The 25896-nt window shown below is 34.3% G+C and carries 23 protein-coding genes; 2 read left to right on the top strand and 21 right to left on the bottom strand.

Translation table 11 applies throughout. The features are described 5' to 3' along the window. The first annotated feature begins 55 nt into the window (after positions 1–55). Entirely contained in the window at positions 56–475 is a 420-nt protein-coding gene (locus GJE18_RS00730) for a GNAT family N-acetyltransferase (RefSeq protein ID WP_060552272.1), read from the top strand. 11 nt (positions 476–486) lie between these two features. Then, entirely contained in the window at positions 487–1824 is a 1338-nt protein-coding gene (locus tag GJE18_RS00725; RefSeq protein WP_107368810.1) for a carboxylesterase family protein, read from the top strand. Positions 1825–1931: 107 nt separating this feature from the next. Here GJE18_RS00725 and GJE18_RS00720 read toward each other — a convergent pair whose 3' ends face one another. The 21 genes from GJE18_RS00720 to GJE18_RS00620 form a co-directional block, all read right to left on the bottom strand. Next, the gene (locus GJE18_RS00720; protein ID WP_107368809.1) at positions 1932–3260 is read right to left on the bottom strand and encodes a sodium-dependent transporter; all 1329 of its coding nucleotides are present in this window, start codon (positions 3258–3260) and stop codon (positions 1932–1934) included. A 203-nt stretch (positions 3261–3463) separates the two neighbouring features. Further along, positions 3464–4270 (bottom strand): pyruvate, water dikinase regulatory protein, encoded by an 807-nt coding sequence (locus tag GJE18_RS00715; RefSeq protein ID WP_086375134.1) that lies wholly within the window; start codon positions 4268–4270, stop codon positions 3464–3466. Between the two features lies 1 nt (position 4271). After that, positions 4272–6896, bottom strand: a complete 2625-nt coding sequence (gene ppdK / locus GJE18_RS00710; RefSeq protein ID WP_107368808.1) for a pyruvate, phosphate dikinase — start codon at positions 6894–6896, stop codon at positions 4272–4274. A gap of 273 nt (positions 6897–7169) precedes the next feature. Beyond that, positions 7170–7835 carry a DUF5079 family protein gene (locus GJE18_RS00705; RefSeq protein WP_107368807.1) on the bottom strand — a complete coding sequence of 222 codons (666 nt, stop codon included), beginning with the start codon at positions 7833–7835 and terminating at the stop codon, positions 7170–7172. 11 nt (positions 7836–7846) lie between these two features. Further along, positions 7847–8512, bottom strand: a complete 666-nt coding sequence (locus GJE18_RS00700; RefSeq protein ID WP_060552267.1) for a DUF5079 family protein — start codon at positions 8510–8512, stop codon at positions 7847–7849. An 11-nt stretch (positions 8513–8523) separates the two neighbouring features. After that, a complete protein-coding gene (locus GJE18_RS00695; RefSeq protein ID WP_107368806.1) occupies positions 8524–9189 on the bottom strand; it encodes a DUF5079 family protein in 666 nt (221 codons plus the stop codon). Positions 9190–9315: 126 nt separating this feature from the next. Then, on the bottom strand, positions 9316–9960 hold the full coding sequence (locus GJE18_RS00690) for a DUF5079 family protein (RefSeq protein WP_157953375.1): 645 nt from the start codon (positions 9958–9960) through the stop codon (positions 9316–9318). A gap of 374 nt (positions 9961–10334) precedes the next feature. Continuing rightward, positions 10335–10934 (bottom strand): DUF5080 family protein, encoded by a 600-nt coding sequence (locus GJE18_RS00685; RefSeq protein ID WP_060552264.1) that lies wholly within the window; start codon positions 10932–10934, stop codon positions 10335–10337. A 138-nt stretch (positions 10935–11072) separates the two neighbouring features. Next, positions 11073–11681 carry a DUF5080 family protein gene (locus GJE18_RS00680; protein WP_060552263.1) on the bottom strand — a complete coding sequence of 203 codons (609 nt, stop codon included), beginning with the start codon at positions 11679–11681 and terminating at the stop codon, positions 11073–11075. 13 nt (positions 11682–11694) lie between these two features. Further along, positions 11695–12144, bottom strand: coding sequence for a DUF5085 family protein (locus GJE18_RS00675; protein ID WP_060552262.1), 450 nt, complete (start codon positions 12142–12144; stop codon positions 11695–11697). Beyond that, positions 12137–12586, bottom strand: coding sequence for a DUF5085 family protein (locus tag GJE18_RS00670; protein ID WP_060552261.1), 450 nt, complete (start codon positions 12584–12586; stop codon positions 12137–12139). Before GJE18_RS00670 ends, GJE18_RS00675 begins: the two co-directional genes overlap by 8 nt. A gap of 22 nt (positions 12587–12608) precedes the next feature. Next, a complete protein-coding gene (locus tag GJE18_RS00665; protein WP_060552260.1) occupies positions 12609–13289 on the bottom strand; it encodes a DUF5079 family protein in 681 nt (226 codons plus the stop codon). A gap of 11 nt (positions 13290–13300) precedes the next feature. Beyond that, positions 13301–14899, bottom strand: a complete 1599-nt coding sequence (locus GJE18_RS00660; protein WP_060552259.1) for a T7SS effector LXG polymorphic toxin — start codon at positions 14897–14899, stop codon at positions 13301–13303. A gap of 13 nt (positions 14900–14912) precedes the next feature. Further along, positions 14913–15314, bottom strand: a complete 402-nt coding sequence (locus GJE18_RS00655; RefSeq protein WP_060552258.1) for a YwqH-like family protein — start codon at positions 15312–15314, stop codon at positions 14913–14915. Positions 15315–15323: 9 nt separating this feature from the next. Further along, positions 15324–15623 (bottom strand): TIGR04197 family type VII secretion effector, encoded by a 300-nt coding sequence (locus GJE18_RS00650; RefSeq protein ID WP_060552257.1) that lies wholly within the window; start codon positions 15621–15623, stop codon positions 15324–15326. Between the two features lie 5 nt (positions 15624–15628). Beyond that, positions 15629–20062: a type VII secretion protein EssC gene (gene essC, locus GJE18_RS00645; RefSeq protein ID WP_107376465.1), complete on the bottom strand. Its 4434-nt coding sequence runs from the start codon at positions 20060–20062 to the stop codon at positions 15629–15631. Between the two features lie 23 nt (positions 20063–20085). Continuing rightward, on the bottom strand, positions 20086–21402 hold the full coding sequence (gene essB, locus GJE18_RS00640) for a type VII secretion protein EssB (RefSeq protein ID WP_107368775.1): 1317 nt from the start codon (positions 21400–21402) through the stop codon (positions 20086–20088). Between the two features lie 12 nt (positions 21403–21414). Continuing rightward, positions 21415–21657: an EsaB/YukD family protein gene (locus GJE18_RS00635; RefSeq protein WP_060552254.1), complete on the bottom strand. Its 243-nt coding sequence runs from the start codon at positions 21655–21657 to the stop codon at positions 21415–21417. Then, on the bottom strand, positions 21644–22078 hold the full coding sequence (gene essA / locus GJE18_RS00630) for a type VII secretion protein EssA (RefSeq protein ID WP_060552253.1): 435 nt from the start codon (positions 22076–22078) through the stop codon (positions 21644–21646). Before essA ends, GJE18_RS00635 begins: the two co-directional genes overlap by 14 nt. Then, positions 22078–25155: a type VII secretion protein EsaA gene (gene esaA / locus GJE18_RS00625; RefSeq protein ID WP_107396899.1), complete on the bottom strand. Its 3078-nt coding sequence runs from the start codon at positions 25153–25155 to the stop codon at positions 22078–22080. Before esaA ends, essA begins: the two co-directional genes overlap by 1 nt. Positions 25156–25356: 201 nt before the next feature. After that, positions 25357–25650 (bottom strand): WXG100 family type VII secretion target, encoded by a 294-nt coding sequence (locus GJE18_RS00620; protein ID WP_039647212.1) that lies wholly within the window; start codon positions 25648–25650, stop codon positions 25357–25359. Positions 25651–25896 lie beyond the last annotated feature (246 nt).

Genomic DNA, 25896 nt, shown 5'->3' with positions numbered 1-25896 from the left:
TTAAAAGATGAGATCAAAATACGCTATACTAAATAAAAAAAAGAGGTGGTTGGCATTGCAAATCATTTCGAAAGAGACACTAAATGAACAAGAGATACACGCACTCGTTAATCTTTACGCTTCCGTGGGTTGGCATGGGCACACGCCTGAAAACATTACTACCATTTATAAACAAAGCACCCATATTCTATTGGCATATCACGGTGAGGACTTGATTGGGTGTGGTCGCGCATTATCCGATGGCGTGTTTAACGCAGCCATTTATGACGTTGTCGTGCGTCCAACATATCAACGTCAAGGCGTTGGTCAACACATTGTGACCCACTTAGTTAGAGACATTGGTGAAGTTTCATGTATACATTTAATTAGCACACTTGGCAATGAAGCGTTTTATGCGCAGTGTGGTTTTAGGAAGCTGACAACTGGCATGGCCATTTATCAACATCCAAAATTAGCGACACAATATTTAGAATAGAGGTGCATGACATGATACGTGTTGAAACAGAGTTAGGCGATATCTTAGGTGAATCCCATCCTCATTATGATGTATTTAAAGGCATTCCTTATGCCATCCCACCTGTAGGAGATTTACGCTTTCAAGCAGCACGCCCCTATTCCAAGCGATTAGATGAATTTAAAGCGACGCAATTTGGCGCTGTGCCTATTCAACCTCCAAACAGTTTAGAATCATTTTTCAATGTAACGCCCACACACTACACTCAAAGCGAAGATTGTTTAACACTCAATATTTGGCGACCACATGGTACAACAGACAGTGACCGCTTGCCAGTCATCGTATACGTTTATGGTGGGAGTTTTGTAAATGGGCATAGCGCACTCGATATGTATAACCCAGAACACTTCGTCGCACAGCATCGCGTCATTGTCGTGACATTCAATTACCGTCTTGGTGCACTTGGGTTTTTAAATTGGTCAGAAATCAACCCAGCGTGGGATTACAATTTGGGGCTGTCAGATCAACAGTGCGCTTTTCAATGGGTACACGACCATATCAGCTTTTTTGGCGGCAATCCACATTGTGTGACCGCGATGGGGCAGTCTGCCGGCGCAATGAGTATACAAGCGTTACTCTGTCATCCTAAAACGCATAACCTTATACATCGAGCTGTTTTATTAAGCGGCGCGTTACAATGGATGACCTATGACACGTCAACTTTAAAAGCCCAAGAATTTGAGACGTTAAAACAGACTCACTTCCCTTCTATACCATGGACTGCACTATCACCCAATCACATCTTAACGTTAATGGCGCATCAGCAAGTGATGTATGGAAAGTCTAAAGGACTTGAATTTTTATATGCGCCCATCAAAACATCACAGTTTACTAACCATTTTGCACATCTAAGACTACCCGTCCTCATTGTTCAAACGGAAGCAGAAGGAGATATTTACATTAAGTCCGAAAAACATACGTTAGACCCGCAACAATTTCAAAAAGTGGCCGAACGAAATGGTTTAGACGTCCCGCATCGTTCACAGATTCAAACTGCATCACAACAGCGCGATTGGATTACCACACATTATTTTCATCGTCCAATAGCGACACTTTCTAAAGCGCTATCGACTTATACTGACACTTGGTGTGCAACATTTGCGTGGTCTCGTCCCGATCACCGAGACTATGCGTCAAGCTATCATATCCTCGACGTTCCGTTTTGGTTCGGGCAACTTGAAATTTTAGCTGCACACGGCTTGAGGTTACGTGCGCATGATTACAATGTAAGCCAAGACATGATGCAAGACTTAACCACTTTCGCTCAAACAGGCTGTCTACCTTGGGATGCGCATAAAATATATCAGTAAATCTCGGTACATAAAAAGCCATCAATATTCATTTTTATAAATGAACGTTGATGGCTTTTGGGATATCAAATTAATGCGCGTTAGACTGTTTGAGGTCATTCATGCCATTATAAAAGTTGCATGATAAAGACAGCTAAAATTACGAAAGGTAAAATATACTTCACCAAAAAGTACCACGGATAAATGAATTTAAAACGGTCAGGTCCAAAACCTTCTTTTAATGCATTAAAATCAATGACATAACCGACAACAAGTGTCGTTGCTAAAGCGCCGATTGGCATTAAAAGGTTGGAAACTAAAAAGTCCATATTATCGAAAATGGTCCCTGCCCCAAACGTCACATGACTAAGTGTGCCGAAAGACAACATCGCTGGAATACTGATGATAAACACGGCAATACTAAAGATTAAAGCAACTTTACGGCGTTTACGGTTATCATTACGCGTAAAATTCGATACATTTAACTCTAAAAGAGAAATTGATGACGTTAATGCCGCAAATAAAAATAAAATTAAGAAGGCAATATAAAACAATCCACCTAACTGCATACTTTCAAATACGAGCGGCAATACTTTGAATAATAAACCAGGTCCTTCCTCTGGTTTATATCCAAAAGCTTGTAATGCAGGGAAAATAGCTAATCCTGCGAGTATTGATATGACAATGTTCATCACGACAATTGTCAGCGCAGATGTTTTAATCGTCATCGCTTTAGGCGCATAACTCGCATACGTAATCATCCCAGTTGTCCCTAGTGAGAGTGCAAAAAAGGATTGACCCAATGCGAACAGCATCGACTCCATCGTAATATCCTCAACACGTGGTTGTAACAAATAGCGCACACCTTCCATAGCACCATCTAAAGACAACGCTTTTACAACAATGATAATTAAAAAGATAAACAATAATGGCATCATGATTTTAGATGCTTTTTCAAGTCCCTTTTCAACACCCAGCATCACGATAATACATGTTAAACCAATAAATATAAATTGACCGAATAACGTATACACCGGATTACTGATAATGGCCTCAAATTGTATGTCGCGTAATGATGACGGTAGAATGTGTAATAATTGAAGTAAGACAATACTAATGTAAATAATAATCCAGCCGCCGATTACACTATAAAATCCAAATAACACAAAAACAGCTAAATTCCCGTTCCACCCGATAATATTCAGCCATTTTTTTCCAGTTAATTTACCGTAAATTTCAGTCGTATACGTGCGTCCAAGTTTTCCGACTGTAAATTCCATGACGAGTAATGGCAAACCAACAAGTATCGTAAAGATTAAAAACATCAATAAAAATGCCCCGCCCCCATACATACCTGCCATGTATGGAAACTTCCACATCGCGCCAAGCCCAATCGCAGAGCCTGCACTTGCGAGGATAAATCCCGTAGATGTTTTCCACTGTGACTGTTGAGACACAGAATGACCTCCCTTTCACTTTAAAGCGGTAAAGTTTAAAAACGAATTGTTGAAAATATACCATAATATAACGCATTTATCAATCTCTCACGACACATTTTTTAAGCCCACTCATAATTACTGTCACACTTTGTTAAAATTTCTTTTAACACCATAAATGAACGGTCTAAGCGTGGAGGCACTTAGACCGTTCATGGAATAGGTTATTGTAGAAATTTTTCAATATAAAATGCAGACTCTTCGATTGAACGATATTCAGTATTAATGACTGTCGCATTCAATCGTTTAAAAACTTCCTCGGCATAAGCGAGTTCTTTTTTAATACGTTCGAGATCATTGTAGTTGGCTTTTCCCTTCATACCCAATACTTTCACGCGTTCTGTGCGGATATTCATGATGTATTGAGGACTGGCAGTTAAACCAAATACTTTTAAGTTACGATGTTTAAACACATCTTCTGGAATACCCACTTCTGGAACGAGTGGGATATTCGCAATTTTATATCCTTTATTGGCTAAGTACATGCTGAGTGGGGTTTTGGATGTACGGGACACCCCAACTATCAGCGCATCCGCTTCTCCGATGTCCGTAAAATGTTTGCCGTCATCGTACTTCACGGAATATTCGATTGCATCGATACGTTTGAAATAATCATCATCGAGCTTACGAATACGTCCTGTCTCTTTCGCAGGTTCTAATTGGGTTTTGTCTTCGATTAATGCCATGAGGGGCGACATATAATCGACATATGGAATACCATGCGCTTTCGCATACGCTTGACCCGCCGCGTTATATTCTTCCGTCACAAGCGTTGTGACCACGATAGCACCTTTAGTTTCTGCTAATTTTAGGACGTTTAGTAATTCTTCTTCATTTTTAATAAATGAAAACTTCTTCACTTCGATTTGGGTTAAATCTGGAAACTGACTAATGACCGCATGTATCATGCGTTGTGCCGTTTCTCCAATGGAGTCCGACACCACAAAAATGGTAAGTTGTTTTTGCGTCACATTATCGCCCGCTTTCCACAACACTTTGAGCTGTCGCTAAAATCGCACCAGGGACACGGAATGGTGAACATGAAACATAATCAATTTGCATTCCGTTGAAGTGATGGATGGATTTAGGGTCACCACCAAGCTCACCACATACGCCAATTTTAATCGTTGGCTTCGCTTGTTTTGCTTGGTCTACCGCTGTTTGTATCATCGCACCGACACCATTCACATCGAGCGTTTGGAAAGGGTCAACCTCTAAAATGCCACCTTGGATATAGTCATTAATGAATTTACCGGCATCGTCACGTGAGAATCCATATGTTAATTGCGTTAAGTCATTCGTACCGAAACTAAAGAAATCACATTCTTTTGCGAGTGCGCCGGCTACCATACATGCGCGTGGTGTTTCAATCATTGTTCCAATAAGGTAATTTAACGACTGACCTGTTTTTTCTTCAATTCCTTTAATACATTCAACAATTTGTGACTTTAATGTTGTAAATTCTTCAACTGTTGAAACGAGTGGAATCATAATTTCCGGCTGACATGCGATACCTTCAGCTTTTAAACGTGCCACACTTGTCATAATCGCTTCCGCTTGCATTACGTACAATTCTGGGTACGTAATCGCAAGACGACAACCACGGTGACCTAACATCGGATTCGTTTCGTGAAGTTCTGCGATACGCTTATTTAATTTGTCTTCCGAAATGCCTAACTGTTGTGCAACATTTGTGACTTCTTCACCTGCTTTAGGTAAAAACTCGTGTAATGGTGGGTCTAACAAACGAACGATTGATGGGCGTTCACCTGATAAACGGAAAATTTGTTCAAAATCTTCAGTTTGGTATTCCCGAATTTGATTTAAAGCTTGGATGCGTGTCTCTTCATCCGAAGATAAGATGAAACGACGCATTTCAACAAGACGCTCTGCACCAAAAAACATATGCTCCGTACGCACAAGGCCAATACCTTTCGCATTAAATTGGTAACCCGCCTCAATATCAGGTTTCGTCTCTGCATTCATGCGGACATTCAGACGCGCAATATCTTCTGCCCATTGCATAAATTGTTCGAACTCTTCACTATGCTCTGCGTTTGTTGTTTCAACTTTACCTGCGTAAATGTCACCATTTGCGCCATCAACAGACACCATATCTCCTTCATGAAGCGTACCACCTGGATACGTGATTACCTTTTCAACCGTGTTGATTTCTAGATTTGAACATCCAGTCACACAACATTTACCCATCCCACGAGCAACTACTGCCGCGTGCGATGTCATCCCACCATGCGTCGTTACAATCGCTTCACTTGCGATCATACCTTCTATATCTTCTGGAGACGTTTCAGGACGCATTAAAATGACTTTTTCACCTTGTTCAGCGCGTGCCTTCGCTTCTTCAGCCGTAAAGACGATGTGACCTACCGCAGCACCAGGGCTTGCAGGCAAACCAGATTGCGAGACCACTTCAGCATTTGCGAGTGCTTTCTCTTCAAATGTTGGATGAAGTAATGTATCGATGGATTTCACATCAACTTTTGTCATCGCTTCTTCTTTAGAAATAACTCCTTCTTCTACAAGGTCTACCGCAATTTTCATCGCTGCTTTCGCCGTACGTTTACCGTTACGCGTTTGTAAAATATAGAGCTTCTCATTTTCAATCGTAAACTCAATATCTTGCATATCTTTATAATGCGCTTCTAATTGTTCAGAAACCTCTACAAATTCTTGATGCACATGTGGCATTTGATCTTTTAACGTTTGAATGTCTTTCGGCGTTCGAATCCCCGCTACGACATCTTCACCTTGCGCATTTAATAAATATTCTCCGAAAAGTTTCGCTTCACCAGATACAGGATTACGTGTAAATGCTACACCTGTACCACTTTGGTCACCACTATTTCCGAACACCATCTCTTGGACGTTGACAGCCGTACCAATATCATGTGGAATATCATTTAAATCACGATACACACGGGCACGGTCGTTATCCCAAGACTTAAATACCGCTTCAACCGCTTCAGTTAATTGTGTCAGTGGCTCTTGAGGGAACGGTTTAAACACTTCCTCTACATAAACTTCTTTATATTTTTCACAAATATTTTTAAGTCCTTCAGCTGGAATATCCGCATCCGTTTCATAGCCATGTTCTTTTTTATAGCCTTCAAAATATGTATGGAACGCATGCATCGGAATGTTGTAAACGACTTCACCAAACATTTGAAGTAAACGACGGTAACAGTCATAAGAAAAACGCGCATCATTTGTTTTTTGTGCTAATTTTTCAACGTTGTCATCATTAAGCCCCAAGTTTAAAATCGTGTCCATCATACCTGGCATGGAAATCTTTGCACCACTACGTACAGATACAAGAAGTAAATTTTGATCATCTGAGAACGCTTTACCCGTACGCGTTGAAAAAGCTCCTAATTGTTCTTTTAATTGTGTGATGACAGCCTCAGGAAGTGTCTCACCTTGTTTTAAGTATTCAATACACGCTTCTGTTGTAATCGTAAAACCATCAGGTACTGGTAAGCCAAGACGTTTCATTTCAGATAAATTCGCACCTTTACCACCCAGCAAATCCTTCATGTCTTTTTGACCTTCATCAAAAGCATAAATGTATTTCGTCATACTGTTTCACCTCAAATAGTTTAATATGTCATACTAATAAATATGAGTATGTCACATTATTTTTGAAAACGCAACGAAAAATAGATAAATCATAAAAAATTTAAGAATTAACGACACCAAATTGTTAAGATTAAGGCTTAATATACGTATCATATTCTTAATTTAGAATCATTTAGTTAATTGACGTGACACAATTCATTGATTTGCATGTGACATATAAAAAAGAAGCTTAAGTCACAACACCGATGTGTCACTTAAGCTTCCCGCGAAACATTATTGAACATTTGATTGATAAGATTCCATTTTGTATGGCCCATTACGTAATTCATCCATGAAGAGTGCGTAATTTAAGAAGGATCTAATTAGTAGTGCATCAATAGGAATCAAGTTTACAATAACTAACAAAAAATAAACTTTTTCGTCTCCGATGCTAGGTGCGGTGAAAATGATATATATTATTAATCCAATACTAAATAATTTTAATAAAACTGCTAAAATATTTAGACTTGCTTTCGCATCTTTGACAATTATATGAAACTCATTGATACAAAAAAGGACTAGACCAAGAAAGGAAATAAATATAGCAAATTGGACCCAAAGCCAATAATCAAGTAAGTCCCAATGTGTATATGCATTGCCTAATATATATCCTACAGAAGTAGCAATAAGTTGCATATAACCCACAAATAAATTAACCATTAAATATCTAAATGCTGAAAGTTTGTTCACTTTAATATTATTAAAACTATCTTGTTTCATAATAACTAAGCACGAGATAAGCCAAATCCCAAGTGTCACATAAATAGTAATAGGCACCTCAGACCACGCTTGAGTAAAAATCATTGCTAAAGTAAAAAAAATGCCTAAAAGTATCATTAAAAATATTACATAAGGTTTTAAATATGATTTCTTCAAATTTGTAATATACGTTTTTAACATGACATCCCCCTTTATTCCTCACTTATAGATGCATTTCCCGGCTGTTCAAAATCACCATTAAGTGTTCCTACCACAAGGGCATAAAAAAAGAATGATCTTATTAAAAATGCATCTATTGGTATTAAATTTACTATAACTAACCAAAAATAAACTTTTTCATCTCCGATGCTAGGTGCAGTTAAACTGATATATATTATTAATCCAATACTAAATAACTTTAATAAAACCGCTAAAATATTTAGACTTATTTTCGCTTTTTTGACCATAATATGAAACTCATTGATACAAAAAAGTAGAAGACCAAGAAAGGAAATAAATATAGCAAATTGGACCCAAAGCCAGTAATCAAGTAAGTCCCAATGTGTATATGCATTGCCTAATATATATCCCACAGAAGTGGCAATAAGTTGCATATAACCCACAAATAAATTAACTATTAAGTATCTAAATGCTGAGAGTTTGTTAACTTTAATATTATTGAAACTATCTTGTTTCATAATAACTAAGCACGAGATAAGCCAAACAACAAGTGTCACATAAATAGTAATAGATACCTCAGACCACGCTTGTGTAAAAACCATTGCTATTGTGTAAAAAACCCCCAAAAGTAACATCAAAAATATGACGTAAGGTTTTAAATATGACTTCTTCAATTTAGTTATATACGTTTCTAACATGATATACCCCTTTATTCCTCACTTATAGATGAATTTCCCGGCTGTTCAAAATCACCATTAAGCGTTCTTACCACAAGACCATAATTAAAGAATGATCTTAAGATTAATAAATCTATGCAAAGTAGAAATAATATGCTTATCCATATAAATCCGTTTTCTTCTGCAGTAACTGGTACAGTTTTCGCTAAATATGCTATCCAGCCCAGACTCACAAGTTTGATTAATATTGCTATGAAATTTAATGAACCTTTGGCATTTTTAACCAATAGATGAAATTCATTTATTGAAAATAATGTAATCGCAAGTACTGACAACATAACGGCTCCTATAATTTGAAACCAATAGGTTATCCCGTTCCAAGGGGTAAACGCAATCCCAATTAAATAACAAGAAGCAACGGCAATGGGTTGTATATATCCTGCAATGATATTTATTGTTAAATATCTTAATGCACTTAACTCATCAACTTTTACATTTTCAAAACGATCTTGCTTAAATAATATAAGACTAAATACCACCCATACTGCATAAGTAACATATAGGTATATAGGTATTTTGTTCCATGCATTTGTGCCATATATCATTAGAGTGTTAAAAAATAAAACTAATATCATTAAGAAAATGATAAAAGGTTTCATATGTGATTTCTTCAAATTTGTAATATACGTTTCTAACATAACCTTCACCCTTATATCGATGGTTCAAATTATAGTAAATTTGTAACGAATGCATGAACTATTATGAATAAAGGTCATACAAAGGAAAAGATGGTCATTTTAAAACCTTCAACCTTCCTACATCTACTAACATTCACCCTTCTTCTTAAGCTCACATTCGTATAAATACATAGAGTAACTAAAATAATTTCTAATAATTAATAAATCTGCAGCAATTATAATTAAAACGCTTATCCCTATAGATCTGTTTTCTTCTGCGACAGATGGCACAATCCAACTCATATAAATCAAGCTAATCATAGAAGCTAGTTTAAGCAGAACTGCAAAAATTCTAACTATAATACTGTCAAATCGAGTTGTAATCCTAAACTCACGAACTACGAAAATATGGACAGCTAAAAACGATAAAAATGTTAAAATCATTACAATCAGCCAATATCCAACTACATTCAATCCCTGTGTCATAGGTCCTGTCATAAAAAAACTAGACACTAATAATGGCAAGCTATATCCAGCTAAAATTGTTATGATTAAATAAACTAACGCAGCTTTTTTAGTATAATAAACTTTTTTCATTTTCTCTTTAATAATGCTAATAATATTAATAATCACGACTACTATTAGAAACAAAACATAGTAAAACGGTACTTGAATTGTATCTATGTTAGCAATTATAACGACTGCGTTCATAATGCTCATGACAACTATGAATAAAATAGATAAAGGTGTAATATATGCTTTTTTAATATCGTTAATATACTGGTTTTTCATTGTCATCTTCCCTCTCCAAATTAAGTGATTCATTTCATAATTCACCTAATATAAGTGCGTAGTATAGAAATAATCTTATTAAATATGCAGCTATTGCTGCCTTTAACAGAATCAATAACCCTATTCACATATTTTTATCGCCTGCCCTAGAAACAATTATATTAATATAATTAATCATTCCAACACTTTATAACCTTAATATCACAGCAAAAATATTAAAACTAGTTTTAGCATTTTGTCCTAAAGTGTGAAATTCATTCAATGAAAAAATATTACCGCTTAAAAACGATAAAGAGTTTCATATGAGATTTCTTCAAATTTGTAACGTACGTTTCTAACATAAAATTGTCCTAAATCAATACTTCTTTTCTTTCTTACACATAAGGTAAATACAGAACAATTGAATTGACGAATATATAAAGTGTAACGACTAACGGCACAATGGTTTTAAACAAAAATACACCATATTTAATTTTTCGATAAATGTCTAAAATCAACCAAATTATTGTAATTATAAATCCTATAAAAATGATGACTGGATCGATTGAAATGATATCTTCTTGTAGAAGTGGATGCATATGTATATGTGTGAACCACATTAACACTACAGAAATGATTAAATAATAAACCGTACGAACTCTTGAAGAACGCAAGTCAGATTCTTGAACTTCCAATTGTTCTTCATCTTGATTTTGTTCTTTTTCAACCATATATTTTAAAAGTCTTGGCTTAGTCCAAAATGTTTTAATCGTGAAATACATATAAATATAAGATCCAAAATAAGTGAACACTAAATAATTTCTTAAATCATGGAGCTCAAGATGTCCCCCAATAACATAAATCACAATGAGTCCGATAATTATCCCTAAATCAATGAGTAAACTGATGAATAATCCACCTTCAATTTTAAAAAGACTCGACATGATTGCGGCATAAAAAATCACAAACAAACCGAATAAAACAATATATATCATAATGATTCTCCTTATTATATTTTGCACGCCATAGTTTGATTTTTAAAATTACGCATAACATGACGTTATGCGCTTAAATATTTATTTTCAGACATCTTACTGATAATTCATTTAAAATTATCACAAAAATCGATAATATTAAATAGTATTTATAATTCTTAAAAATATAATCAAAAGTATAAATGTGAGTAGAGGACGAATCGTAATAAAGGCAAAAGCACTGCGTTTAATCCATAAATATATATCTACAATTGCCCATATTATTACGGCTATAAATAACCCTAAAATATATGTAATACTTGCTTCAACAAGCTCTTGAGCTATCGCATGGTCTACTTTAAGATAAATTGCTAAACCGCAAATTATAGCTGTTATACTAGAAATAATCCCTCTATATTTTGCAGCTTCTAAATTTATTTTCATGCTTTCTAATTTATCATATTCTTCAGCACGTTTAACTTTGCCGCTTTTTAAAGTGATGTCTTCTAACTTAAGTTTATACGGACGGGTCCAAAATGACTTAATGGCTAACCACGTATAGAGTAAAAAACCAATACTCAGTACTAACGCATAATTAGATATGTTTTGATAATCATCCCCTATAAAGAGAAATACAATACCTAAAATCCCTAGCGCAACACTATATACGATAAGTTGAAGTAATTTAAATCCTTCTTGATACATTACAGCTGTGAAATAAACTACATAATACATCGCAAAGACCAGTATTAATAATATATAAAACATTTCATAATCTCCTTTAATATGAACGTACTTTCACTTTAATATCAATCCATCTGTAATTATTAAAATTATTAATAATATGGTAGTAAGGAGAAATGCGCTTTAAGTGATTGGTTTTAGCAAAGTTTTCAATTTCTAATAATGCTTGTGTTTCCCCTTTTTCAAAATCATTACCTATTAGCCTTCCATGTAACATCTCATCTATACATAAATAACTTCTAAAATTCAAATTCATATCTGATTTGAAAACACCATTTACAGGCATTAAGAATTCAACATTCACTTTTTGATCTTTCATAATTTGTGTATAAGCCATAATTAAAGGACCAATCGGTTCTAAACCTTTATTTCTTATAGAATTCAAAAACATTTTAATGTAAATATCCATATTTGAAATACTAAAATCTAAATATTCTTTATATGCTACATCACGAAATACCATATTATCAAAACTAATTTCATTCATTAATTTCAGTCCTATCTAAGTCAACTTCAGCGTGAATTTCATACAGGTTACCACCTGCATACTCCAGGATAACATGGTAAAAAGGTTGTTCTTTAAGAATTATGTTGTTTTCCATTGAAAAGTTTCTTATCTTTTGATAGACTTCATCAAACTCTTCTTTTTCAAAACATTTATGAGATATTGTAGGAAATAATTCTATAGACTGTAAAAATTCAATATTAAAATCTGACTTATCAATCTCCTGATTAATAGGGATATATGTTATATAGCTTTTTTCATCTAAGCCTATTGGGACTTCAGTATACATTATTGGTCCAACAGTATAGATATCCTCTTCAACAAACATTTCTTTTATTGAAGTGATTTCTTTCGACCATTTTTCAGGTGTTGCAGATATTTCAAACTTAGCAACACTTGGCATTATTAACGCATCTAACTCCATACTAATTTACCACCTTCAATATTTATTCTATGACCATGATTTTTTCCTGTATTTTATAATCTACATATCTTTTTATAAACATAAAGGTAACAAAGTGTAAGGGTATTATAATTAACATTGACCCTGAAACCAGGAATTTAGAGTCTGCTATATTTGGAATTGATAAGTATTCTAAAAACTTAGTAATGTAAATAAAATTCGAAAGTAATAATGCTACTAAGCCAATTTTCGACCTCGTTTTTCCATTAGCGAATCGAGCGATAATTTTACCTTCATTTAGCATCATTAATGCACCGATAGAAAGCAATAGAAAACTCATTATCATTGTTACAGTGTTGTGTAACCAATATTCATATAAGTCAACATTATGCTGAATTCCCATATAGTAAAACAAATTATTAAAAGCTAAGATGGCATTCACACAAGAAAGCACATTAATGATTGATAAAAATTTAGCATAGCTTTTCTTTTTTAACTTACTCGATGTATGATTGATTTTTACAAATGGAATCCACTGTAGGATGCTTATTATGATAATAATTAGCTGTATTAGAGTGGATATTTTTAAATACAAGGGAATATTTTCATAATCCAGACCATTAAATAAAGTTATACTTGTAAAAAGAATCATAAATAATGCAAATAAGTTTAATGCTTGTCCTGCAGGTTTACGAATCAAATCTATTGAAACATCTTCTAACATAAGTTTCCTCCTTAAAATATTTTACTTAAACTACTTCCAATGCTACTATTACTGAAAAAATTTTCTGTTTTCTTTACTACACCAGAATTTCTAATACTGCTGATTTTAGAATTAATTGTGTCTTTAGTTATATCAGTCAAAGATTTATTACCATCGAATACCTTGGCCTCAGTAGCCAATCCTACACCAAATCCAACTACTAAGCCTACTCCCGCTCCTACAGGTCCACCAATAGCAGTACCTACCGCCATACCTGTTCCTGTAGAGGCCGCCATTGCTCCTAAGTCAACAGCAGAACCAACAATTCGTTTTTGAGCAGATTTTTCATTAGCAAAGTTAGATCCTACCGCAATTAAACCTCCGACTGGCCCTAGCCCTTTACTGAAATATTTTAAACTTTTTAACCCTTTTCCAAGAAAATTTTTAGATTTAAAATCTTTTAATTCCTTAGATAGAGCACTTTTTACACCATCTTTATCAATTAAAAGATTTAATCCAGTTGATTCTTTTAAATTATCTAAAAACCCTGTTTTAAATGATTGACCAATTTTTTTTAAGCTAGGTTTACCTGTTATTTTGTCTAAATTCTTAAGGGTGGTATCATTATAATTCAGCGTCATTTTCATAGCTATTTCTAATTTATTACTCATAGGTAAATTTTTACTTTTATCATTAATAAAACCTATTGCTTTAGCAATTCTCTTACCCTCAACATTTTCTAAATTTGTATTTAGCACAGAATTTATAAGTTTAATTTTACTTTTACCTAGTGTTGCTACCATTTTACCACTTGTAAATAAGTTATTTCCTTTTATAAAATCACCGTCTCCAGCTATATATGCTGCCAGAAGATAATTTTTCAATTGTAAGGCACCTTTAACATATTTACTCACATCTCCCCCACCATATACGGCATTTTGATATTTTTCGAGTTCTTTTTTTAGTTGTGCTATCTGGTTATTTTCGGAATAAAGCTGATATTGATTAGAAATAAGTGTACTTGAGGTACTAATTTTCGCTCTATTAGCAGGCATGTTTATTACTTTTGAAGTAAGTGTTGCTACTGGCGATATTAATGCTAATAAATCGACTTCATCAAGGTTATGACTAGATTGAAAGTCATCAAAATTCCTTAAAGTTTCATTAATGTGTTTTTTAAATTCATCATTTTTGTCTTTAACATCAGTGCTAACAATTGTTTTTGCCGAAGTTATATCTGTGACACTGCTTAAATTACTATTCATTCTAATCCTAGTTTGTTCAATGTTATTAGCAGCTTTTTTAATATCGTCTTTATATGTTTTTATCGATTCATCGTCAAGGACAGCGCTATGACTGGTATCTACGTCTGAATGAAAACTCTCAATTGATTTAGAAAACGATTTTTCAAATTCCTTTTTTATGTTACCTATTCGGTTGATAGTCTCTATGTGAAATGATTTATTGTAATTTTTTATACTTTCTGCAGTTTTACCTTTGAAATCATTATGTTTATCTAAATGCTCAATATTTGTTTTTAACGTTTTTGTATTTTCATCTAATGTTTTAAGAGCATTGATTAACGTATCATACATATCATGCACTTCTGACATTTTCACTTTATTAGACATCTAATTCCCCCAATTAAGCTTCGAGTTGACTTGTGATACTCCGAATTTCATTAGTAATTCTAGTTATTTCTGATTGAACATTTTCAATATCTGAGTTGATATCCTTTAGGTCTTTGTCCATATCTTCCAGAATTTTATCGTACTTATCCTCATAATCTTTTATTGCTTCATCTAATTCATCTTTCTTTTTATCTGAATTATCTCGTTCAGTTCCAGACCATTGTGTTTTGTCAATAGTAATACCATTATAAGTTGACTTATAATCATTAAAATCCTCTTTAATTATTTTTGCAGTACTAATTGCCTTTTCTAGCCTTTCTTTATCAGATTTCAAACCAGATAAAGAAGATTCTTTTGTTGCTTTAGAAGCTTCTAAAACAAGCTTTTGAGCTAATAAACCTGATTTATTTGACATAGTTTCCCCCTAATATAAACCCATTTGGGCATGAGTATTACTATATATTTGAGATGAAATGTTTTGATCATTTTGTTCAAAGTCGATAATTGTTTCAGCCATTGCTTGAGCATCCTGAGTGATTATTCCATTATAATTGTTAATAGCATTGCTTAAAGTTTGAATAGCTGCTGCATATCCTATAAATGGAGTAATATTTGTATTATCTAATGTATCTGTAACATTATTGAAGGTAACTTTATCTCCTGAATTAGAAATATTATTTACCAAATCACTTGTTGAAGCTGTTTCTAATTTAACTTCTACCAACTCAATCACTCTCCTTCTAATAACTGAATTTTCTCATATTCTCCATCATTAATATAATACATTTCTTTCGGTCTTAACGCTGGTTCTCTATTAGTCGCTTTTGTACTTATAAATTCTTGATCATACAGTCTCGAAACTATAACAGCTTGGTTAACTATTTGTTTAACCATTTTAATTTCTTTAATATAAGAGCCTATAATATCGTTATATAAGCCATTAATGATTATCTTTATATTTACTTTAGGGCCCTCAGACAACATATACTTAATATCTTTTTCAGTAAGTCCTGTTGTTTCGATGAACATTTTAATATTATTAATAAAAATGATTTTCGCTTCATCTTTATTAATGTCGCCTTTTAATCTTCTTTCAATTTCAACTTTGAAACCTTGTTTAATAAATGATAGTTCTTCATGTTCTGAATAATAGGAAGTTACTTTATTTTTTTCTTTATTTAAATTACCTTCTGCATCAACTAATATAACTGTCAAATATTGCTTAAGTATTGATAAATCATTAAATATTCTATTGTTTATTAAGTCTAGGTCTTTTGGAACTTTAGCCGTCACGATACTTGGCGCATTTAAATCTAATCGAACTAATTTTACAGTTTCAAAATCTAATCCTAATGGAATTTGATGTGATTTTGTTACAATATCCTCTAAATTATATTCTTTTTCCAACTCGGTACGCAATACTTTTTCAGGCATCATAGGAATATGTGCTGGCATATCGCCTACAAAGTTTTCTTTCATCACCGCAATTTCATTTTGAATTTGATCATTATACGTAAGACCTTCTTCAGGTTTAAATGGTAAGGCGATTTGAAACTGTGTATAATCGTCATCATTGATCACTGCACGCCCTTTAATATCTTTCACGCCTTTTTTGTACGAACCGATGACATTTGTAATTTCACTATGTTCAAAGAGGTATAGGGCAATTTTTGTTTTAATGTTTGTGTAAATCGGTGTACGTATACTGCTCGTATTAGACCCAGTTAAAATTAAATACATACCTAACGCGAGTCCTTCACGTGTCAGTTTTGTCATCATAGCTTCAAATGCTTCTTGGTACGGTGTTTCTTTAATTGTGTCGTAATTATCAATGATGATAAAAAGATTCGGAACTGTATTCCCTGTAAACTGATAATATTGTTCTATATTGACGACACGGTTTTGACTGAGTATTTTTTTACGTTCGCTAACCGCTTCATGGATTCGTTTGAGCGCTTTTTTTATTTTATCCTCTTGGTCTGCGGTAAAGTAATCGGCCACATGAGGTACATCAACGACCGGCATTAATCCATTTGTACCGAAATCAAACAAATACATATGTGCTTGATCTGGACGGTAATGGCGCGCAATATCAAAAATTACATTGTGTAAAAATGTCGAACGGCCGTATCCAGGACTTCCGATAACTGCCACATGACCGGCTTGGTTTAATTTTAGTTCAAGTGGCCCTTGATATTGGGCTTCTGGTACGTCTTTTAATCCTAATGTCAGCGTCACAGGCTTTAATTGATCATCCCATAACTGTTGAAATGCGGTTTCAACCAAGTCACTTTGATACACATGTGACGGTAAAGGTGGTAACCATGGGCGCTTAACGCGTGGTACGTTCAGCGCTGTTGTGACGTCTTGTAAATGACGAATCACCGCTTCAAGTTCTGTCTCATTTGACGCTGTTTCTACTTCTTCTAAACCACTCAAATCTTTATTGATAGCTTGTAATTGTCCATAGTCATTAATCAAATAAATCGTTTGATCTTCTGTTTCAACATGTGCTCCTGTTTGGTCATACGTGCCACCACTATATGCAGATTGGAAAAGTTCATAAATTTCATTATTACCTACTTGTAAATACGCACGTCCAGGTAACGTGATGTCTGCAGCGTCAGGTGTTTTTAAAATTTCATTACTATCTTGTTTATCTTGAACTTTCAATGCCAACTTAAATTTCGAGTTGGACCAAATTTGATCATCTACAACCCCTGAAGGTTTTTGTGTCGCAAGAATAAGGTGAATTCCTAATGAACGTCCAATACGTGCAGTCGACACAAGCTCTTTCATAAATTCAGGTTGCTCGGATTTCAACTCCGCAAACTCATCGGAAATGATGAATAGGTGTGGCATTGGGTCTTTTGCAACGCCTTCTTTGAAAAGTTTGTGGTAATGATTGATATGGTTGACATCATGTTCCCCAAAAAGGCGTTGACGACGACGTAATTCTGCTTTAATCGATGTTAACGCACGCATCGCTTCATCCCCATCAAGGTTTGTAATCGTACCCACAAGATGTGCTAAATCTTTAAACAAGTTCGCCATACCTCCACCTTTATAGTCAATTAGTAAAAAGGCCACTTCGTGAGGATGGAAATTGACTGCTAATGACAAAATATAAGATTGTATAATTTCAGATTTACCTGAACCTGTTGTCCCGGCTATGAGTCCGTGAGGGCCATGTGCTTTTTCGTGTAAGTTTAAATACAGAATGTCGTCTTTACCTCTCACACCTAATGGAACTGCCATTGTTTTATATGTTTCATTTTCACGCCAACGTTGTTTGACATTGAGCGCTTCCACATTTTCAACTTGATACATATCTAAAAATGTAATACTTTCAGGAATCGCGTTTTTCATTTGTTCTACATGATTTAAATTGGCTAAACGACGTGCCACATAATCTTTTTCAACACCATTGGCACTGACAGGCGTAAATTTCAATTGAACCAATTCGCCTGCTTTCATCAGTAATTCGCCTTCAGTCTCACTTTTAATATCTACAATCGTTTTTACATGTTCTGGCAGACTTTCTACGACATCTTCTACAAATACGAGTGAGATGCCATAAGCTGTTAAATCTTGGTTAATATACTCCAAAATGACATGATCCAATATACGAGACATATCCGTAATAACAAACACTAAATGTGGTGTAAAAATCACTTGTTCACTTTGTTGTAATGCTCTTACATGATGGACACGCTCTTTAATCATCGTGTAAACAGACGTTAAAATTTGATCACGCGTTCTTTGGTTATATACGAAACTACGTATATTGTGATGACGCAAGTTCATATGTGGTAACCATCTCGCCCATTGAAAAGCCTCACGTTCTTGTTCATCCATCACAATAAGAAATTCTACTTCGTGATAACTATGAAACGTGGCCAGTTGTAATAGCGTTTGTTCTAATTGCGTGAGGATGTGACGCCGTTCACCAACATAGGCCACAGGACCGTGGGTTAAATCATTGATTAATGGTGCTTGTTCTAATTTTTGATAAAAATCATTTAATTTTTTAGCTTCATCGAATAAGAAATCACGACGTTGATTGAATTCCTCTTCGTGATAATCGATTTTGAATGATTTATCGATATCGGCCACACCTAATCGATAATGTAAAAAGTCATGGTGGTGAACCGTTTTTTCATAAATACGGGGTGCGCGCGTTTCAATAATGTCTTGGATTTCATGTAACGTTGGATAGTGAAAATTTAAACTAAATCGCTGTTGATTCATCGCTTTATGAATTTGTGTTGTTTTTTCTCTTAAGTATTTCAAATACGCGGTTTCTCGTTCTTTCACTTCTTTTTTATATCGTTTTCGATCTGAAAAATAGGATGTAATCCCAAACGTAATCGTCACTAAACACATTCCAATCATCATAATGATATAAATCCCAATTGGACGTACTAAAAAAATGACTACTGTTAACGCAATCATCACGAGTGGCGGAATTATTGAGCGCCATATTGCTGAATTGTTCTTTTGAACCGGTTGTGGTGGCTTTTCAATTTTTATCGGTTCTTTCGGTTCACGATGAATCATTCTAGGCGATCGTTGATAATCATGGTAGTGTTCTTTTGCTGCACTTGGCTTCACAACATCCATGCGAACCAACTGGCTGTTCACTGTATATTGAGTGATGAGATAAAAACCGTCTTCTCGTAATTCCATCAACATCCCTTCTAAGTAAAAATGGTCTCCGATATAAAGCGTGTACGTACCTCTGTTTTGCTTCTCATAGTTGATAAAGACGGGGTGATCAGTATCATAAATGAACTGTAAGGATTGCGTTGTTTTATAGTCTTCTATACCTTTTACAATTAACGTGTTTTTTAGGTCAGGGATATACACATCGTCGTACGGATTTGGACCAAGCGTCATCACTGGTGCCGATTTTAAATAAAATGCATGGAAATTATTCTCTGTGAACCATGTTATGTCTACACCATTGATGGAAGTTTGGGATTGTAATGGGTAATCATCGACATACCACGTACCCGATTGTGTTTGCGTTATTGTAATGTCTGAACGAAGACCTTTAAAAGAGATACTCCCGTCTTCTTGACCATTAATGATATAGGTTTTACGAGATTGTAGATTCAGACATTTTAATTGATTGTCATATTGTATCATCAACTTATTCATAGAAGTTCCTCAGTTCTTATCCGTTAATTTTTTCTTTCAGCTTCTTGACGTTTTTTACGATCTTCTTGAGCCTGTTCTTTTTGTTTTTTCTCATTTTCTTCTTGTTGTTTTAGACGTTCATCATTTTGTTTTGCGGACGCTTCTTGTTCTTTAGACTTTTCATCTTTAATTTCTTTTTCTTTATCTAAAATATCTTGCAGTCTGTCATTATATTTTTTCGTCTGTTCACTTCTTTTTTCTGATGACAATTTAGGATTGTTTTTAATGTCGTTAAGTTTATTGATTAATGCAAGTTTTGTTAAATCATTATCTTCTAAATACGTACTGATATTTAGCGCTTCATCAATATCTCCTTGTCCTAGCACCACCCAATACAACAAATAATCTTTATTGGCAGATGGTGTAATATGATTTAATACATTATTCTTTTTCTCTTTTTCAAGGCCTTGCTTGTTTGTTTCAACATAACTTTTCGCATAGGCGAATAACGCTTCTTTATCTAACCTTTTTGCGTCCACATTTTCATAATCATTTAAAACTTGGGTGTAATCTTCTTTAATAAACGACTTATATCCTGCGTCAACTTGTGCATCGTGTTTCATCACAAAAAAGTACAAGTACGCTAAACATGCGAGTAAAACAGCACTTAAAATTGCCGTCCCAATGCTAGCCCATTTATACAGTGCATATCGTTTCTTTTGAACGTATGCGTAGTGATGTTTATAATTTTCTTCTTGTTGATTGTAGTGACGTTGTAAAACCGCTTTTAAATCTTGTAAGTTAGACGCTTGAATAATTTGTTGATCAAAAGGTGTACCTTTATAAAGATCTAAATTGCCTTCTACCAAACTTTCAAATTGCACTTTGTCATTAAAAGCTTCAATAATAAGTGCCTTATAACGTATCAAAAATTCTTCTTCCGTATAAGGTAATGGTTCAATAACGTTACGTATACCTCGCGTTTTTAATAGTGGCAAGCCATTTTTAGTAAAATGTAGCTCTTTAGGTTCTAACACATATGTATAGCGCGTATGTTGTAATTCTTCTAACTTTGCGATATTCAATAAATAGCGTAACTTTTCATTTTTAGATAACGTCTTTATCGCATCGTACGTCACGACATTTTCGTGAAGATGATAATTAATTTGGAAACAATCTTGTAGCTCTGTGACTTCACCATCTAAAAAGTGCGTCACGCGTTGTTCGAGTAAATACATTAAATGATAATGTTCAGGTTTAACGGCGGATTTAGGAATATCTCTTAAATACGCACGTGTGTCCTGTTCAGATGTTAAATCAGCGTCTAAACCTTTAAGTTCCGGTAATTTCTTTTCAGACACGAGTGTCGCCTCCTAAATCATTTTTAAAATGTCACCATCTGCTATTTGAAAATCTATTAATCGATCATTTTCAACGAGCAAGTGATGTTTTGTGGTGATTTTGACATACTTTGGTATTCTTGTGAGTTCAATATCTAAACTATCCATAATTAAAGGAATTAATGTACGCATCGGCATTAAAATCGGTAGCGCCAAGTCATAGGTACCTTTGTTGTAGTTTGAAAAATCGACCGTCACGCGTTTATGTTGCATCATGTTTCTCACGCTTTCTCCATTTAGATATAGTTAAAATCGCAAAGCCTATTGTAAAAAGAGCCCCTACACTCATCAAAAAGTAGGGCAAGATGTTTTTCTCTTGATCTTGTTGAATGTATGGGGCCTTCGTTGTTGGTTCTTTATGTTCTTCAAACAATGTTCGCTTTGTATCAGCGATCTGAGAGGTAGATCGCTGATGATTTTCGAACATAGATTGTTTAATCGTCTGTTGACGTGCATCTTTCTTTTTTTGAATTTCCGAATTTAATGTCTCGCTTTCTTTGTTGAAAAGCGGGGTGTCATATTGATTTAAATTTTTATTAACATTTTCTTTTGTTTCTTGGTCTACTTTTATTTCTAAACCACCATTATGCGTTGTTGTGCCGAGGATAGAAAGCGCCAAAATACTTTCTAAAATCATTAGAATAATCTCACTTTCGTAAGTGGCTTAATTACTAAATTCAGTAAAAAGCCTATGATGGAAATCACTAACAGTAATATAACAACCAGTAATGTCGACTGTTCTGCATTTAAGAAATTAAAGTATGCCGCATCGACATATGATAATGGGGAAATTTTTCCAAGCGTCGTTTGTGTTGAACCTTGACCTAGTTGATTCATTGCCACAAAGTAAATGGCTAAAATCCCAAGCATCATCAACATACCGATTGTACGAATTTGTCTTAATAAGTACGTGTTCACAAGTACAAAAGCACTCATCGTTAACACAACCATCACGATGAATTTCAAGCGGTAACCTTCTAATATTTCAAACTGATTCATTGCGACAAGTCCAATGACAAGTCCTTCTAATAACGCAACACCTGAAATGACACCTGCCACTGCGATACTATTCCAAATCTTATTATGTTGACTAAAATGATTATGAATGAATTGCAACTCACCTTTAGCACGTTCATAACTATAGAAGACATATGCAGTCATCATTGACATCAAATACATTAATAATACGAAAATACTCGGTGAGGTTGTATCCTTCTCATCACTATTCGCAAGGACATTTTCAAGGTTTTTCTTCTGAATCGGATGACTCATGAAGGCTTTTAACGCTTCATTTTGCTTGTCACCGTCTTTCGAATGTTTTAAGACGCGTTCAAAGTGTTCTGCGAATAATTTGTTTTGTTTCGCGTTATTTGTCATATCACGATTAATCGCATTCGCACGCTCCCCAAGTGCACGACCACTCGCATGTAACTGGGTCACATTCGTATCTAACTGGTTCAGTTCCGAGCTCACTGTATTAGCAGTAGATTGTGATTTTTGACTATCTGTTAATAATTGCGTACTTCGTTCTGACAGTGTTTGAATGTCTTTATCTATTTTCGTCGACAATGTCACAAAGTCTTCTTCTTTACCTTTATCAACTTCAGGCTTTTTAGGATTCTCTTGGAATGTTTGATTTGTGTCATCTAATTCTTTAATGAGCGCACTTAATTCTTTTTGGTTATCCAATAATCCTTCTTGTCCTTGTAGCATCTCTGAGATTAAATCACTTGAAGATTGATTCAATTCATCTATTTTTTGTAGAATTGTAGTTTTGTCATTTTTGAATGCTGACATTTCATTAACCACTTCATCGACAAGCATTTTAATAATCATGTCATTATTTAATTCAGGTGCATTCGGTGTTAAATATTGGCTACTGTATATATCATAATAATTATCAAAACGATCTAACGCGCGCAATTGATCTTGCACATCGGCGTGAATTAAAAGACCTTCTAAATTATGGTGAATTGAAATGTCTACAACGCTAACATCACCTTTATCCGCTGTATCTGGCGTCGCTGTCGGCCCATCAGGTGACGTATTATCATCTGATTGGTTTGCTGCACCGAATACCAGTTGTAAATGCATTGTTTTATCTTTCAGAAAAGCTTCTTTGTATTCGTCACCGGCTTTTAATTTGGCTGTACCTTTAACTTCAACGCGATATGATTTTTCAGATGTATCTAATTTAATATCTTGATTTTTGATATCGTACGATTTGCCATTAATTTTAATCTCACCTTCGAAATCAAAATTTTGATCTACAGCTACAGATAACTGATTAATATCTTTACTTTTAATTGTTTCGTTTCGTTCAATAGATATACCTTTAGAGATTAATGAAGACGTATCATCCGCTGTCAGTTCATTGTGATAAGGTTCTTGAACCACTGGGTTGTTCGGATGTGCCTCATTATAACTACGCTTAAATTCATTCAACTTCGCCAATATTTTTTGGTATGCATCAACTTTTTCATCGCTTAATCCGATTTTCGTTAAGTCATTATGAGAAAGGTTGGCGATATACATGTCGTTTTGTTGTGCAGGATCTTTTTGAATCGTTGATAACATATTTTGAAGTAAATCATTACGCAACTTTTCATTTTGATCTTTCATTTGTGATAGTGCATCGTTCAGTTCTGGATTTTCTTCTAGTTGATGTTTCATCGATTCAGTTAATTTTTCTTTATATGCATCAATCATGTCCTCTGTAAAAGGTGACTCTTCCGCTTCAATCTCTTTTTTTATATCTTCTAAGTGTGATTTAAACGCTTCTTCATAAGCATCTTTAGAGGAATCACTCGTCTCTTTATAATGTTTCAGCCCTTCATCAGTCATTTGTAGTTGCTGAATATAACGTGATAAATCCACGCTGTCTTTTTGCGATTGATAATCCTCAATGGTTTTGTCAAACTCTGATAGATAGTGCGCGAATGTCTCTTGTTGTTGATTCACTAATGTAGACACATTTTCATCAGATGGTAGTTGGAATGTTTTATAATCTGAGCTCAGTAATGATTGATTATATTCACGAATCCATGTCGTAATATCTTTATTTGCAGAAATAGAATGCACCATTAAGTCTGTAAAAAGCCTTGGAAAGTCATTTAATGGGTCCACTAAAAAGTTGGAAAAACGTTGATCGACTTGCCCTTGACGAGACATAATGTCATCCACATTTTTTTGAGCGTTATGTAAATTGTCGATAATACTTGATAAGTATATTTGGATTAAACGTTCGTTGAATTGACTTAAAAGGTCACTAACAACTTTTTCTGTTTCTCGAGCAACATGTTCTTTTTGGCCAACTGCTGTTTTATATTGCAATGTCATTTGAGAAGGTGATTTTTCATCAAGTTGCATAGCTAGTTTTGAAAAGTTTTTAGGAATCACGACCATGACTTGATATTGGCCATGCTTCAAACCATTTTCTGCTACGTGACGTGAAACCGTTTCAAAATCATGCGAATCTTCATGAGAAAGCATCTTCACAAAAGGTTTCCCAAGTTCGACTTTGCTGCCGTTATACGTCGTTGGTTGATCTTCATTGACAATGGCAATTTTGACGTTTTTTTCTTCGTTATGCGAATTGTCATGCTTTGAATTCTCTTTCGTTTCTTTATTTTGCGTCATAATGAATAATGCTAAAATGACTGATAATAAAATAAATATTGCTAAAGCACCGATAATCCATTTTTTCTTTTTCATTCTAGTTGTTTCCTCTCATTTTCCCCGCTTAATAAAATAAAAAGTGAGACAAATTTCAAATGATATATTTGATCTAAGTCTCACTATCATAAATTCCTGTGATTAGTTTAGAATAAGTCTATATCACAGATTTATTTTATATGGGTAGCAATGTGTTATTAATCGAACCCATATATATCTATCAACTATGTACGCTAAAAATTAATTTAAACCAAAGTTGTTCGATAATTGTTGGTCTTGTTCTTGAACAGCATCTGCAGTGCTATTTAATTGCTGTTTGATTTCTTCTAATAATTGCGCAAACTTTTCTACCTTAGGTGTTAATTGTTGGAACTGCTCTTCAAAGCGGTTGAAAGCTTGACCTTCCCAGTTAGAAGCAATCTCGCCTTGCGCACGTGTTAACTCAGATAAAATTTGTTGAATTTGTTCAGAACCATTCCCATAAGCTTGAGACTTTGCTCTGATTTCTTCAGGACTCATCTTAATCATTGCCATAATAAATAACCTCCTAGATGTTTTCAATTAATAACTATTGCTGAAAATTAGACGTATATAAATTCATTAAAATTTTTATACTCAATCTTCCTACTTAGGATACAAAATTCACTTCTTAATGTAAATAGTTTATTTAAAATTACTTTAATCTTTTACTTTTAAAACTCTAAATTATTGATAGCACTAGGAATTTAAGTTGGTTTAATTTTTATACAAGATACAATTAATTAATTTATCATTCCACTT

Origin of the sequence: Staphylococcus agnetis (assembly GCF_011466855.1) — a bacterium.
Taxonomy (GTDB): domain Bacteria; phylum Bacillota; class Bacilli; order Staphylococcales; family Staphylococcaceae; genus Staphylococcus; species Staphylococcus agnetis.
Note: the sequence above shows the minus strand (reverse complement) of the source record. Positions and strands in the feature narration are given on the sequence as shown.